The following is a 15274-nucleotide window of genomic DNA, read 5'->3' on the forward strand; positions in this document are numbered from 1 at the left end:
AAGAATAGCTATTCTTGGACGATAAAACATGCCTCGCAAAGCGTTATACAATCTGGATGATGTGTTATCACAGGCGATAGACGTATTTCTGGAATATGGTTATCACGGTGCCATTATGGAAGAGCTTATCGCGCGAACCGATTTTAACCGTCGTGGCTTTTATCTGGAATTTGGCAGCAAGCTAAGTTTCTTTTACAAGGTAGTAGAATATTACCAGACCCGTCGACTAGCTCCGGTCATGGCGCATCTGGATGATAACCAGGGGATGATTTCGGTCAGCTTATTTTTTAAAGATTATGTACAGCTGATCAACGGCCGGGGATGCCTATTAGTGTCTGCAATTACCGAATTGGGGTTTGATAACGAACATATTCGTGATGTTGGACGACACTATCTGGATCAGCTGCAAATCGGTTTTATCGGTTGCCTGGAAAAGGCTCTTCAACACCAGCAAATTAGGGCCGGGATTAATATTGAATCAACCGCCTTACAATTAACCAGCTACGTGCAAGGCTTTGCCGTGAACGCGGTGTTGGCCAGTGGCACCGATGAACTGACGTTGGCAACCAACGCCTTGCTCGGCCCATTAGAAAACTAAGCTAAATTTACTGCCAACACTTGGCCTTAACCGACCAAAACGTTACACTCGTCGCCCTTAATTTTTAATTAAATCTGCTGTTTATGTCCGCCAAGAAACCCCTATTCCGTATTCAATTTGTCAGCAATGGTGAACGTTACGAGTTGTTTGTGCGCGAATGCTGTCAAGGCAGTATGTTCGGTTTTGTCGAAATTGGTGACTTTGTCTGGGATACCCATACCAGTGTGGTAGTTGATCCCGGTCACGAGAAATTAAAGTCCGAATTTGCCGATGTGACCCGTACCTATATTCCCATGCACAATGTGCTGCGGATTGACGAAGTGAAGAAGCAGGGCGTGGCAAAAATCACCGAACTCAGTGATAAAATTACCGCGTTCCCGACGCCTGTTTATACCCCAAAAAAATAACTATCAACAATAGGAAAGTGCGTATGTTCAGAACAAGTCTTTTGGCGCTATTGGCGTTATCTCCGATTGCTTTTGCCAATTCCGTCAGCCCTTTGGCGGAATCCACCGCCAAATATGCCGCGGCGACTTATCAGAATGAAATGGTACAGAGTCTGGCCAAACTGGTATCGCACAATACAGTGGCGGTAGAAGGTGTCTCGGCGCTGGATAATCCCCAACATCAGGCATTTAAAGCGGAATTGGCCAAACAGGCTGAAGCGCTGGGGCTGGATTTTCACGATTACGGTTACGTGGTCATGATTGGCCTAGGTAATGGTCAGGAACGGGTTGGGGTGATTACTCACGGAGACGTGCAGCCAGTTAATCCGGCTAAATGGGCTCAATCGCCATTTAAACTGGATTTAACCTCTGAACCGGGCAAGTTGCTGGGACGTGGTACCGAAGATGATAAAGGTCCGATTTCAACGGCGTTGTATGCCATGAAAGCGATTAAAGATAAGCATATACCGCTTAGTAAGCGCATTGAATTATATGTTTATATGGCCGAAGAATCTGACTGGGCTCCCTTGCAGGAGTTTGTCAAAGATCATCAATTGCCAGAAATCAACATTACCATTGATGCGGAGTATCCTGTTGTCACTGCCGAGAAAGGTTATGGCACTATCAGTATGACTTTCCCGAATAATACAGTGGACACTCAAGATACTTATCTGAGTGCCTTTGAAGGCGGTTTTTTCGGCAGCCAGATACCGGAGGATGCCAAAGCGGTGATCCAGAATGCGGATAAAAGTTTGCTGGATAAAATCAAGCAACTGGCCGCTGAACAGCAAGGCATGAAATACGATTATCAATGGCAGGACAACCAGCTAACCATCACGGCATTGGGGGTGTCAGCACACTCTTCCAAGCCGCAAGACGGTATTAACGCTATTACCCACCTGGCAGAAATATTATCGGTACAACAATGGCCGAATACTGCCGCAGGCGGTCTGGTGAATTTTATTAATGACAATCTTGGTACTGGTTTATATGGCAAGAAATTTGGTCATATTGCCTATGAAGATAGTTTTATGGGGCCAATGACAGTATCGCCTACGGTACTCAAACAGTTGGATGAGGGTATTCAGTTAAATATCAATATTCGCCGCCCCAAAGGCAAGACTAAAGAGCAACTGGAAGCCGAAATTCAGCAGGCATTAAGTCAATGGCAGCAGGCCAATCCGGTTAAATTACAAGACGTGAAGAATATGATTGGCGACCCCTTTGTACAAAGTGCCGCACCACAAACGGATACCTTGTTGTCGGTGTTTTCCCACTATACCGGGATTAAGGACGCCAAGCCTATCTCCATCGGTGGCGGTACTAACTCACGTTTATTTCCTAACGCGGTCAGTTTTGGCCCATCTATGCCGGGGGAGGTGTACACCGGTCATTCCGAGCATGAATTTATCAGCATGCAGCAGTTTGTACTGAATCTGAAAATGTATACCGCGGTGATGTTAGAACTGGCCAAATAACGGCTTTTTGGCTTACAGAAATACGTTCTAATAAAACGGATCGGTCTGCCCGATCCGTTTTTGTTTGCGGGGCGTTTCAACTCCTGCTCGCTTCATAGTAAGCTGGATTGGTTCGTTTATCGTCGGGGGAAGTACCATGAAAATGCGTTTGTTAGTTTGCTTGTTCTGCTGTTTTTCAGCTTCTGCTGTTGCCGCATCACAATCATTGGCTACTTTGCTGGATGAAGTCTGGCAGTTTGAGCTTGCGGCTAATCCTGTCAGTGCCACCGGTTATGGTATTCATGATTATGATGCCAGGTTGGCGGATATCTCGCCAAAGGGTCTGGAGCAGCAATATCAACAGCGTTTGCAGTTTCTGGCGCGCCTGAACAAGCTGGATAACCCTTCTTTGGATCAGACAGAAAAGGTCAATCTGACCATCCAGCGCCGCGAGCTGCAAAATGCTATCGACGAGTACGAATACCATGCTCACTATATGCCACTCACCTCCGAATACGGTTTTCACAGTGGCCTGGCCTTTTTACCGCAAAGCAGCCGGTTTAACACAGTACAGGATTATCAGCACTATCTGAGCAGACTTAACCAGTTTAAAAGCTGGTTTGCCCAGCAAATTAGCTGGATGCGCAAAGGCCTGGAAACCGGCTTAACTCAACCCAAGGCTGTGCTGGTCAATTATCAGGATTCGGTCAGTGCCTTTATTCACGATACACCACAGCAAAGCCTGTTTTATCAGCCTTTTGAAGCGTTGGATAAACTGGCCATCAGCCAGGTTGAACAACAAAAGCTTATCCAGCAGGCAGAACAGGCGATTACCGATTCGGTGTATCCGGCCTACCAGGCTTATTATGATTTTTTGGTAAAAGAGTATCTGCCCAATGCCAAACAGACCATTGCGGCCAAAGATTGGCCACAAGGCGAGACTTATTATCAAAATCGTACAGCTTATTACACCACCACAGATATGTCGGCCAAGGACATTCATCAACTGGGTTTGGCCGAAGTAAAACGTATTCGCGGCCAGATGCAGACCATAGTGGATAATTTGCAGTTTGATGGTGATATTAATCAGTTTATCGAGGTTTTACGTACCGATCCGCGCTTTTATGCCAAAACAGCAGAAGAATTGCTTAAGCAAGCGTCGTATATTGCCAAAAAGGTTGATTCAAAACTGCCCAAGTTATTTCATAAATTGCCGCGCACGCCTTATGGTGTGGCACCGGTACCGGACAGTATCGCGCCTAAATATACCACCGGGCGTTATATTTCCCCTTCCAAAGATGATGAGCCGGGTTATTACTGGGTTAATACCTATGCGCTGGATAAACGCCCGCTTTATGCCCTCACTGCACTAACTATGCACGAGGCGGTGCCGGGCCATCACTTGCAGATTTCCTTGGCACAGGAAATGGGCGATTTACCGCCGATTCGTCGCAACAGTTATATTTCCGCGTTTGGTGAAGGCTGGGGGCTGTATTCCGAGTTTTTGGGAGTGGAAGTGGGCATGTATCAGGACCCCTACGATGACTTTGGCCGCTTAAGCTATGAAATGTGGCGTGCCTGTCGCCTGGTTGTGGATACCGGTATGCATTTAATGGGCTGGAGCCGTCAGCAGGCGGTGGATTACATGCTGGAAAACACAGCGTTATCCGAGCATAACGTCAATACCGAGGTCGATCGTTATATATCCTGGCCGGCCCAGGCACTGTCGTACAAAATTGGAGAAATCACCATTAAGCGCCTGCGCCATCAAGCCGAACAGGCACTAGGCGATAAATTCGATTTACGCGCCTTTCATGATGCGGTACTGGAGCAAGGCTCGATACCACTGAATATGCTCGAGCAACATATCCAGCAGTTTATTCAACAACAGGCTAAGGGATAAACAAGTAGTTAAAACTTACTTTTCACAGGCAGTCGCACAGAGGAAAAATAAAGCGCCGTTCATGCTGAGCGTGAAGAATGAGCAGTCGAAGTATCAACGCATCAACTCGTTCTTCGACTACTCCCAAACAGTGCATCCCCAAGCTGCATATATATCGTCATCCCGGTGAGGTTTTTAACGGCTTATTCACGCCAAGACGCAAAGTCACAGAGAAAAAATAAAGCGCCGTTCATGCTGAGCGCGAAGAATGAGCAGTCGAAGTATCAACACATCAACTCGTTCTTTGACTACTCCCAAACAGTGCATCCCCAAGCTGCATATATAGTCATCCCGGTGAGGTTTTGAGCCGAGATCCAGTATTTTTAGACAGAAACGTTTTGGCTTGGGCCTTTCCAACAACTTGCGGGTGAAAAGCCTCTTTTGTTTTCTGACTCATCAATAACTCACCGCTAACAAATTGATTTACTTGAATATCCAGAGTATTGTCAGAAAAATAAATCAGGAAAGAAGGAATTTCACCCGTCACGAATACGGGGATTTTTCCTTCTATTAAATCGTTAAGGCTCTAGGCTAACTTCTCGCATTAAATTGTAATTCTAGGAAAGTTAATGGATGTAACAAATAAAGAGCACTTTAAAACAATTCGTAAAGCGATTGAAAACAATAAACTTGCGGTGTTTGTTGGCTCTGCGGTGTCTTTTGATTCAAATCTCCCTTCATGGGGAGCGCTCATTAGTTTAATGAAAAGTGCTTTGGAGTTACCTAGAACAGATGATTATTTGAAAATAGCAGAACATTACTATCTTCAATTTGGAAGAAATACGTATTACAGCAAAATCAATGATTTTTTCCCATCTGATAGTAAGCCAAATCAACTTCACGAACTGCTTCTCTCTCTAAAGCCACAGCATATAATAACGACAAATTGGGATGATTTACTTGAAAAGTCGATAAGCGATAACGGAGACTTGTATTTTACGGTAGCAGATGATCATGAACTCGCTTCGTCACCAAGTTCACAACTATTGGTAAAAATGCATGGTGATTTGACTCATCGAAATATAGTGTTCAAAGAATCTGATTATTTGGCTTATACAGATAAATTTCCATTAATTGAAAATTTCATCAAAAGCCTTTTTTCTACCCATGTTGTAATTTTTGTTGGTTACAGTATAAGTGATTATAATTTAAATCAGGTTTTAAGCTGGATAAGAAATAGAACGCAAGATGCTCCACCTGCTTTTACAATTTTAACCGAAAGTAAAATAACATTATCGGAATCAAATTATTTAAGAGAAAAAGGTGTATATCCCCTATTGTGTGAGGAAAACTCTAACAATACAGCGGAATACCCATCATTATCAGCTAAGAGTCAGAGGGTAGCTGTAACAATAGCGAAAATAACCCACCCTGAATCAACAGAAGTGCTCGATATAATAGGTGAGATTGCCACAGACATCTCTAGCTGGGAAATTGTTTATCCTTCGGTATTTGTTCAACTTTTTAAAAACAGGTTCAATACAACTGAAGTTAATAAAATTTATTTTGACTCGAGTAAAAATGTGATTGTTTACAACCTGAGTGAAGAAGAGAAGGATTATAACCGAGATAAAATTAGAGAAATTAGAAGGCAACTCCTCAAAATATTACAATTTATACCTGTTTCTGAGGTTCGGCTTTCACTTTCTAATGGTAAATTTTATCGAGTAAGAAATTTATTTGAATTCGAATTGATAGACGAATATACATCTTTTAATTTTAGTTGCATCTCAGATCGCATTTCTACAGTGACAGTTAATTCAAATGACAATCATGAGAAGCATTTTCAGAATGCATATGACAATTATTTTTTAAAGAAATTGCATATAGCGAGAGAAACGTTCACGCACGTTGCCAATATGTATTTTTCTAAGTCATTATTTATTAAATCTTTGATTTCATCATTTAATAAAAAACAATTATGCTTTGGTGAAATACCATGGGATCTTGAACGTGATTTTTTTGAAACATCAATGGAGGAGCAACTATCAAGAAATGACAACATTTCAGAACTAATTGAAAAATTCCCCAAAAGCATTGTAAATAGACAAAAACCGCTATTTCATGGGTTAGATTCAAATAACTCCTTTTTATTAGAGCGTTTTAGAAGTGTAGCTAACCTGAGTAGAGAAATAGATGATGAAATCGATAGTATAAACAGTGGTTCTATGGTGTTTAGTAATAAACTAGCCTCCATGTATAACCAAGCTCGCTGTACAATTATGTTTATAACTAAAAATAGAATTACGACTTTATATTCCTCAGATTACAAAAATATCTGTAAAATTTCTTTTGAAGCAATTATAAAAAGGCAATGTTTGGAAGAGGAAGTTAAGCTTGATGTGCTTCTTTCTTATAGCGCATTAATTTCATTTAAAGAAAAAGACCTTGTTAAGTTTTTATCTGATACCTTAAATGAAGGCAAATCATTAGAAATATCAGAAGAAACAATTGAGTATATTTTCCTTGTGTTGGATAATGCAATCCAAACAATTTCTTCGGGGAGCTCATTCTACTTAAAAGAGCACTGTATTAAAGTTTGGTCTAATGCACTTATCTTACTTTCTTATGCAACACACTCTGAAGTGAGGCTTAAAGAAATAGTAAAACGTTTGACGGCCTCATTTGATACGAATAGGTGGTTCCTTTTATCTGAAGCAGTTAATAGATTTTTAGTATTTCAAGTTAATAGGTACGGCTCCTCATTTTCTGTGGCGGATTTAAAGCTACTATTTGACAAGCAAGTTGAGAAAATCAATTCAAACGAAAATATACCCATACAAGAACGAGGTCAGTTATTCTCTAACCTTTTATACTTAATCAGAGATAATGGAAAAGATGAAAGCAACCTTTTTGAAGGAAATAAACAGCTAGAAAGATTTATTTCAAATATCACATCTATGGAATTTAAAGAGCGTTTAAGAGCTATAAATGGATTTGTATTCGTAATCCATTCATTAGCTGTTGGAGAGTTAAAGAAAAAAGTTTCAAAGTTGTTGAAAACTACATTCGAAGAATCTAAAAAAGAAGAGTTCAGTGAATCATCAATTATGTTTGGCTTAGATTTATATAATGTTGGAGTTTTATCGGAAACCGAATTGATGTTTGTAATAAACCAACTGAAGCTCAAAGTTGATGAACATATTCAAAAAGGTAGTACTACAAGCAGCTATTCAATAATTAACGAGCAACTAGAAAAAATTAAAAAAGAACAGTTAAAAGGCTTTGAAGAAACGGTTGAAGGAGTTGCGAAATTAACAGATGCAATGAAAAATAGCTTTAAACGATTCACCACGCAATAACAAGGCGTTTAAAATGGAACTAAAACAGTCGGTTAGGTTTCGCTTCGCTCCACATTATAACCAACAATTTTTGTCCTCTTAACGCGGCGTTAGCAGGCCAGATCTTTTCAGTGTTTTTAACTGCACATCGATGCAGGGTATCCGGTAAGCTGGTTAACAGTTATCCTTAACGACTGATGGAAAAGGCAATCGAATGTCAGTCGCTCTGGTAACAGCCTGCTAGCGTTAGTTAATGCTATCCAATTAACCCTATATTCCATTATTTCTCACTGGCGGCTTTATACAAGAACTGCCATTCCTGTTTTGTTACCGGCATAATTGATAGGCGATGGCCTTTTTTGACCAGGCCGATTTCGGTAATTTCCGGCATGGCTTTAATCTGTTTTAAACTCAGAATCTGATCAAATTTTTGTTTGAATTTTATATCTACCATCATCCAGCGCGGATTGTCTGGATTGGCTTTGGGATCGTAATAATTGGATTCGGGATTAAACTGGCTGTCATCCGGATAGCTTTCCTTGACCACCTCGGCCACGCCGACAATACCCACATCCTTGCAACTGGAATGATAGAAAAACACCTGATCGCCAAGTTTAACCTCGTCGCGCAAATAATTACGTGCCTGATAGTTGCGGATGCCGTCCCAATGTTCGGTTTGGTTGGGCATGGCCGCCAGATCATCAATGCTGAAGGCATCGGGTTCGGATTTAAATAGCCAGTATTGCATGGGATTTCACTGTTGTTGGGATAAGTGTGTTAACCCAATTGAACAACATTTAATGCGAATATGGCAACTACTGAAATGTAAAATACAGGGTCGCTATAGCCGGTAATGGCGATCGCGACCCTTTATCCAAGCAATACTATTTGTTCTGCTCTTGTGCCTGTTTAAACGCCTGATAGTCTGCAATGGCCTGGTCGTAGCGCAGCACCTTGCTGTCCGGATCGACAATCACCACATCTTTGGGTGATACCGGCAAGCTTTGTGGCTGACTCAAATCCAGTACATGCAGTTGGTTATTAATACTGACTTCAACCGGCATCGGGAAGGCCACATTGTTTTCGGTTCTCCATTGCAAAATGATTTGCTTGTCGGTGCGCTCAACTTCCAGCTTGGGCAGTTTGGCCTGAAATAAATACACATTGAAGAACCAGGTTAAGTCTTTGCCGGTGACCTGATTAACAATCTGGATAAACTCGTCAGAGGTCCCCAGACGCGGTGTTAAATGGCCCGGTTGTGGATTGTCGGTGCCGTAAGTCATGATTCGTACCGCTTTAAAGAACGCTTCGTCTCCCATCAGCTCACGCAAACTGTGCAACATTAACGAACCTTTGGTGTACACATCGCCACCGGGGCCAATGTCTTTATTAAATACCTGCTCTACTTCGAGTGACTTGTTGGATACCATGGGAAACTGATTATCCAGTGCCTTGCGCTGCTCAAACAGGCGAGCTTTATAGGCCATATCGCCATGTAAATACTGGGTGAATAATGGCTGCATATAGGCACCAAAACCTTCCTGCAACCACATATGATCGGAATTGGCTGCAGTGAGTTGGTTAGCAAACCATTCATGGGCAAATTCGTGCTGCATCAGCCAGTCAAAACCGTAGGCATCTTTTTTATATTCATTGCCGTAGGCGTTAATGGTCTGGTGCTCCATGCCCAGATGCGGGGTTTCAACAAAACCGGCTTTTTCCTGGCTAAAGGGGAAAGGGCCAATCATGCGCTCGAAAAAGTCCAGCATTGGCGGTATTTCGGCAAACAGAATTTTGGCTTTTTCGGTGGTTTCGGGTAGGTGGTAATACACCACATCGAATTCGTTGCCGTAAATACTGTGGTAGGTTTGTTGAATTTTTTCGTAAGGCGCAATATTCAACGCGATACCATAGGTGTTGTGTACCGAGCGGGTTTGCCAATGGAAGGTATTGGTTTCTCCCTGACTGGTTTCGTCAATAAATACCCCATTAGTTACCGCTTTCAGGTTTTTCGGTACGGTAATACGGATATCGGCGCTTAATGGCTCGCCAAAAGGGTGATCGATGCAGGGCCAGAATAGATCGCAACCTTCGCCTTGATCGGCAGTGGCTATCCAGTCTGCGCCAGAAGGGGTTTTACTCCATACAAATCCGCCATCCCAGGGCGCTTTTACTGCTTCTCTGGGGCTTCCTGCGTAGTTGATGGATACGCTAAAATCACCTTGAACGGGTGCCGGTGTCTGCATGCTAAGTAAGCCCAAATCATTGCGATAGGCGTCTTTAGCCAGCTCGGTACCGTTAATGGATATACTGCTGATGGTAAATACCTGATCCAGGTCGACCGCAATCGCGGTTCTGGTGGTATCACTGTGCAAGGTTAACGTTGTGCTGCCACTAATCCGCTTGTTAGCGGGAAACACTTCAAATTTGAGATCGGCATGTTTTACCTGTAAACCCTGTTGTAGCAATGGCACTTCACCACCGCTTTTCATGGTGTAGGGACTGGTTTTGAGCACAACGTCGGTTGAGGTACAGCCAGTAATGAACAGGGAAAGTGCAATGAGTCGGAAATATTTATTCACTTTTACTCCAGATAAAATCGTTATTTATTCGGCAATGGTAATCGTTTTGCCCGGATAAAATAACTCGTTTTAACGAGAGTTTAGGTTAACTTGTCTTATTTTTGTGATGTCAGCGCAGAAGTTTAAAACCGCTAGAGAAGTTAAATATGCTCCAACGACGGGATCTCGCTGGAGCTTTGGGTTGAGATTAAGCTTAGAGCTTTAACCAATTTCTAATCAGCTTATTTAAGCCGGCTGTACTGATCAGTTTAAAGTTCTGTGGCTGGGCTGGCATCATATTGCGGCCGTCCTGGGCGACCATCAATCCGTCCGGAAACGCTTCACCCAAGGCTATCGAGGTTATTTCCAGACCATCAGTTTCGGATACACCGTCAATACCGTTGTTGATATTCATACCAATGTCGAAACTGCCCAGATAGCGGTTATCCTGATCCAGTGCGAATACGCCATAGCTGTTATTGCCCTGACTGGACGCAATCAGAAAACGCTGGTTATCCAGGTGGTAAATACCCATTCCTTCTACATCGGCCACAAAGCGCTGGTTAATGGTGGCGATAAGGTGAGGCTGACTTTTGCTGGGCATGGCTGTAACTTGCCATATCCCAACGGCTTCCTCACCAAAATATAGTTGGCCGTTTCGATCATCGGCGACACAGCCTTCCGGTTGGCTGGCTACTTTAAACTCTCGTACCTTTTGGGCGTTAATTTTATCGCCTTGTGGTTGCAGTAAATATTGTTGAAAGCGTCCATCGGTACCGTTAATAAATACATAATATTGCTCAGCATTTTGGTACATGCATAGGCCGTAAACATCATCAATATCGGTAGCGATATTAGTTAGCAGGCTCAGTTTGCCGCTATCAGGTTCGATGCCAAACAGGCTAATACTCTGGCTGGAACGATTGGTGGCGGCGGCAATATCGATAGTTTGGTTGTCGAACTTGAATCCGTAACGCAGGTCGACATTATTGACTCGCCCCACATCCAGTTGCTGTAGCAGATTGCCCTGCAGATCATAAACCATCATGCCCTGTTTTTTATTGGTTCCCAGGATCAGACTGTGCTGCGGATTTTGGTGGTTTATCCAGATTGCTGGATCATCGGCGGCATCACCAAAACGGCTGACCGGTGTAGTCTGCGCGGTGGCCAGCAATGTCGCATTGCGAGAAGTAGAATTATTATTCTTATTTATCCTGAACGGTGCTTGCGCCTGATAATATAAGCCGCTGTTATCGTCAAACAGGCCCAGTAACAGCTTGTTGTCGGCTAGCGTCGAGGTTACGCTTTCGATACCTTGAGACTGAGGAATGGCATAGAACGCAGGTGGTTGCTTTTGCGCCGAATCAATACGCCATACCCCTTGTTGTTCTGGTGCGGTCACCAGCAAGTTGCCGTCCGGCATCACATTGACATAACTGATCTCCCCTTCAATCTGGCCGTTCGGGCTGCTGGCGGCAATTAAATCACGCTGCAATTCTGCTTCGGCATTCGCCGGGTAGCGCCATACGCCGATGTTTTCTTCCGCCAGATACAATGATTCAGATGCATCATCCACGGCGCAGGACTTTACCTGGGGAACACCAATAAAGGTGCGGATTGGAATATCCGTCAAACTACCAGCGTCGGCATTGTAAACCAGCCGTTGTTCGACAGTGCCTAATGAATCGGCCACAAATAGCGATAAATGTCCTTGTGGCATGGTATGCCAACATAAAGTCTCGGCTGCTGTTTGACCGGTTTCGAGTTGAGTGAGCAACGACAGTTTTTTATCTCGCCAGTCTAATCCCAATAATAAAATGTGACCCGACTCGTTATCCACTGTGGCAATGATGCCCTGCGGGTGGTTACCAAGCTGAATATCGTCACGCCAGTCGAGTATTTCCATATTACCGGCATATTGGCTGAGGATATTACCGTCTTGATCGGTGAATAGGACGCCTTTTGATTCACTGGTTAACAGCCAATATTGTTGCTGCTGATGTGTAATCGGCATCGCCACTTTACCGGCAATAGCCTGATTTTCTGGCAATGAGCGGATGGTTATAGAATTATTATTCTTTATTGAGTTTGTCGAATCGAGATGGCTTTGGCAGCCACTGATTAATAAGCCGACTAATATTGTCAGCCAGACTAATTTGTTCATGTAAGATTAACCTCTTAATGCCACCGGCAAGGTCAAATTATCCTTGCCGGTGATGAGTCAGTTTTATAAGGTCCAGTTAAAACCCAGTTCAAAGGTACGACCATATTCTTCGTACTGTGCATTGATATTGCGAGAGTCGAAATAATGGTAGTAAGGCTCATCATTGATATTGATAGCGTTGAAATACAGATACATATTCTGGTCGATAAAATACTTACCCATAAAATCAATTTGCTGGTGGGCGTCTTCCATGCGGATCAGCTCGCCATCAATCTCTTCCAGATTTTCACTTTTATAAGAGGTGGTCAAACGCAGGCTGAACAATTCGCTCTCATAACCGATAGTGATGTTGCCAATTTTATCGGACTGGTTGGGCAAGGAGGTTTCATAACGTTCGCCATCCAGCATGGTGACTGCTTCGGAGTCAGACAAGGTGGCGTTGGCCGACAACAGCAAGCCGTTATTGAACGCTTTTACCCAGGAAAACTCAAAACCGCTGACTTTGGCTTGTTCACCATTGATAGGTTGAACCACTTCTTCAAAGCCATCCCAGCCTTCGGTACCGGCCACATCGGCAAAGATGACGAAGTTTTTGATATCTTTATAAAAATAACCAGCCGATAACACCCCGATATCACCGGGGTAATATTCCAGCGTCAGATCAATATTGTCCGACTCATAGGGTTTTAATTCCGGATTCCCCACTTCGGCCTCACGCTCGGTGACAAATTCACCGTCGTCCTCTTCGGTTTTGGATTCAATGATTTGGAACGCCGCGGCATCTTCAAATTTGGGGCGAGAAATCGTCTGGGTATAGGCAAAACGACCTAGCAATTGCTGATTAAAGCTGTAGCGTATATTCAGGCTGGGCAGCAGATAGTCGTAACTGTGTTCGTTAGACCAGGGAGTATTGACCACATCTTCGACATCGGTTTGTTCATTTTCGATCAGTTCAACCCGCATACCCCGAGTGCTAAAGTCGGTATCTTCATAACGTAACCCGGCGACAATCCGTAAGTTGTCCATATCGATTTTACCCATCAGGTAAAACGCCAGAATATCTTCTTCATTTACAAAAGAAGCACCGTTGGATTCCAGTTCTGAATCCAGATCGGCCAATTCAAGATTGCTGCGGTTTTGGTTAAAATAATTACGCATACTGCTACGATCCAGACCCGGACCAAAGTCACCCAGACCCCAGTCGGGTGTGGTGGTGGCAAACATGGCGGGATCGATATCGTCAAAGTCACCGTCATAGATAAAGATATTGGCATCGGCCTGCTTTTGTCGCGATCGATACTTGCCACCAAACTTCAGTTCAACGGCATTGCCATTCCAGTCAATCGAGCGAGTCAGATCGATTTTCAGACTGCTTTCGGTATCTTTGGAATAGTTATCTTCAAAGCTGACTTCATCCAGTTCATAGTTGGCCAGATCCTGCGCAGCGGCATCCTGGGTGATAGTCGGGATTTGCCCCTGCATATCAGAATCAATTGCCATTTCTTCACCGACGAAGGTGTAATACAACGCATCGGGCTCGTCTTCATCGGCTTTGGAATAACCGATTTGGTATTCAATCAGCCAGTTATCCCGCTGGTGTTCTCCCCCTGCGGTAACAGACAGGATCGTCTGGCTTTCGTAACGGTCCTTGCTGCCGCGCTCAATCTCGGAGTCGTCACCATCAAAGGTAAAGGTATTGGCCTGGCGATATTCATCATCAGCAAATTTACTGTACAAGGTGCGCAGGTAATACTGGTTGTTAAAATCCGGACGATAATCAAAGTTAACCGCCGCACCGATGCGTTCGCGGTTGATGCTGTAATAGCGTTGTTCGATTTCATCATCACCGTTGGATTCAATATTGTCAGAACCAAAATCCCGATCGAAATAGGAGATGGCCGCTGCCACACCGAATACGTCATTAATCACATGGGTCATGCTGCCAGATACTTTGGGACTGGTGTCATCACGCAAGGTATTTTGGCTGGCTTGCAGGGTAACGCTGGCGCTGGTGCCATTTTTGTCAAAGGCACTAAGGCTTTTAACTTCTACGGAACCGCCGATGGCATCGGCATCCATATCCGGGGTGACGGATTTGGACACTTCCAGACTCTGGATCAGTTCTGACGGGATCACGTCCAGTGCCACCGAGCGAACACCGGCTTCTGGTGACGGTACGTTAATCCCGTTGATGGTGACATTGTTTAAATTCGGATCGATACCGCGAATACCGACAAAACGGCCTTCGCCCTGATCCCGTTCAATGGATAAACCGGGCAGACGCTGTAGCGCTTCAGCGGCATTTTGATCCGGGAACTGGCCAATCGCATCGGCAGAAACAATGGATTTTATACTGTCCGCTACGCGTTGCTGGTTAATGGCGCTGGCTTGTCCGGCTCGTTGGCCGAATACCACTATATTGTCCATTTCCGTCTGACTGGCGGCTAAGGTCACTGCCTGTTCAATCGTTTGTCCTGCCTTGATATCGATGGGCAACTCAACGGTGGGCGCGCCTAAATATTGCACTACAAGGGTGTAGTGCCCGGCTGGCAGATTGGCAAAACGAAATGAACCGTCACGGCGGGAAACCGTGGTAATACCGAGTTCTTTTATCTGAATTTGTGCGCCTTCAAAGTAATTATTTTGGGTTTTGTCGGTTAACAAACCTTGCAGACCGCCTGCTTGTTGCGCCAGCACGGGCGAACTGATAAGTGCCGCCAGACAAGCTAGCGCTAATGTAGACTTTACCGTTTTCATATCCGTTTCTCGTTAGTGTCATAAGCCAAGTGTGTGTTGCCGGGGCTACGCTAGTCAGTGCTTATGAC

At 44.1% G+C, this 15274-nt stretch carries 10 protein-coding genes; 5 read left to right on the top strand and 5 right to left on the bottom strand.

The features are described 5' to 3' along the window. Nucleotides 1–28 precede the first annotated feature (28 nt). From V1467_RS00635 to V1467_RS00650, 4 genes are all read left to right on the top strand, one after another. On the top strand, nt 29–598 hold the full coding sequence (locus V1467_RS00635) for a TetR/AcrR family transcriptional regulator (protein WP_416306878.1): 570 nt from the start codon (nt 29–31) through the stop codon (nt 596–598). Nucleotides 599–681: 83 nt separating this feature from the next. Beyond that, on the top strand, nt 682–1005 hold the full coding sequence (locus V1467_RS00640; protein WP_416306879.1) for a DUF1820 family protein: 324 nt from the start codon (nt 682–684) through the stop codon (nt 1003–1005). Nucleotides 1006–1028: 23 nt separating this feature from the next. Continuing rightward, nucleotides 1029–2522, top strand: coding sequence for a dipeptidase (locus V1467_RS00645; RefSeq protein WP_416306880.1), 1494 nt, complete (start codon nt 1029–1031; stop codon nt 2520–2522). Between the two features lie 136 nt (nt 2523–2658). Next, nucleotides 2659–4404 (top strand): DUF885 domain-containing protein, encoded by a 1746-nt coding sequence (locus V1467_RS00650; protein ID WP_416306881.1) that lies wholly within the window; start codon nt 2659–2661, stop codon nt 4402–4404. Nucleotides 4405–4729: 325 nt separating this feature from the next. On the opposite strand, the gene V1467_RS00655 is transcribed toward V1467_RS00650, so the two are convergent. Beyond that, nucleotides 4730–4930, bottom strand: coding sequence for a hypothetical protein (locus V1467_RS00655; protein WP_416306882.1), 201 nt, complete (start codon nt 4928–4930; stop codon nt 4730–4732). A gap of 82 nt (nt 4931–5012) precedes the next feature. Here V1467_RS00655 and V1467_RS00660 point away from each other — a divergent pair, with 82 nt between their 5' ends. Then, nucleotides 5013–7745 (top strand): SIR2 family protein, encoded by a 2733-nt coding sequence (locus V1467_RS00660; protein ID WP_416306883.1) that lies wholly within the window; start codon nt 5013–5015, stop codon nt 7743–7745. A 259-nt stretch (nt 7746–8004) separates the two neighbouring features. Here the strand turns inward: V1467_RS00660 and V1467_RS00665 are convergent, their stop codons facing one another. From V1467_RS00665 to V1467_RS00680, 4 genes are all read right to left on the bottom strand, one after another. Continuing rightward, nucleotides 8005–8472, bottom strand: coding sequence for an EVE domain-containing protein (locus V1467_RS00665; RefSeq protein ID WP_416306884.1), 468 nt, complete (start codon nt 8470–8472; stop codon nt 8005–8007). 136 nt (nt 8473–8608) lie between these two features. Beyond that, complete coding sequence (locus tag V1467_RS00670; protein WP_416306885.1) at nt 8609–10306, bottom strand: M1 family metallopeptidase; 1698 nt, start codon at nt 10304–10306, stop codon at nt 8609–8611. Nucleotides 10307–10499: 193 nt separating this feature from the next. Beyond that, a complete protein-coding gene (locus V1467_RS00675) occupies nt 10500–12449 on the bottom strand; it encodes a phytase (protein ID WP_416306886.1) in 1950 nt (649 codons plus the stop codon). A 63-nt stretch (nt 12450–12512) separates the two neighbouring features. Then, the gene (locus V1467_RS00680) at nt 12513–15206 is read right to left on the bottom strand and encodes a TonB-dependent receptor (RefSeq protein ID WP_416306887.1); all 2694 of its coding nucleotides are present in this window, start codon (nt 15204–15206) and stop codon (nt 12513–12515) included. Nucleotides 15207–15274 lie beyond the last annotated feature (68 nt).

This window comes from Neptunicella plasticusilytica (assembly GCF_047922965.1).
Lineage (GTDB): Bacteria > Pseudomonadota > Gammaproteobacteria > Enterobacterales > Alteromonadaceae > Neptunicella > Neptunicella plasticusilytica.

Bases quoted from the DNA above. Each gene is read 5' to 3' on its own strand.
- V1467_RS00635 (WP_416306878.1), top strand. From the start codon at position 29: ATGCCTCGCAAAGCGTTATACAATCTGGATGATGTGTTATCACAGGCG.
- V1467_RS00640 (WP_416306879.1), top strand. From the start codon at position 682: ATGTCCGCCAAGAAACCCCTATTCCGTATTCAATTTGTCAGCAATGGT.
- V1467_RS00645 (WP_416306880.1), top strand. From the start codon at position 1,029: ATGTTCAGAACAAGTCTTTTGGCGCTATTGGCGTTATCTCCGATTGCT.
- V1467_RS00650 (WP_416306881.1), top strand. From the start codon at position 2,659: ATGAAAATGCGTTTGTTAGTTTGCTTGTTCTGCTGTTTTTCAGCTTCT.
- V1467_RS00660 (WP_416306883.1), top strand. From the start codon at position 5,013: ATGGATGTAACAAATAAAGAGCACTTTAAAACAATTCGTAAAGCGATT.
- V1467_RS00665 (WP_416306884.1), bottom strand. From the start codon at position 8,472: ATGCAATACTGGCTATTTAAATCCGAACCCGATGCCTTCAGCATTGAT.
- V1467_RS00675 (WP_416306886.1), bottom strand. From the start codon at position 12,449: ATGAACAAATTAGTCTGGCTGACAATATTAGTCGGCTTATTAATCAGT.
- V1467_RS00680 (WP_416306887.1), bottom strand. From the start codon at position 15,206: ATGAAAACGGTAAAGTCTACATTAGCGCTAGCTTGTCTGGCGGCACTT.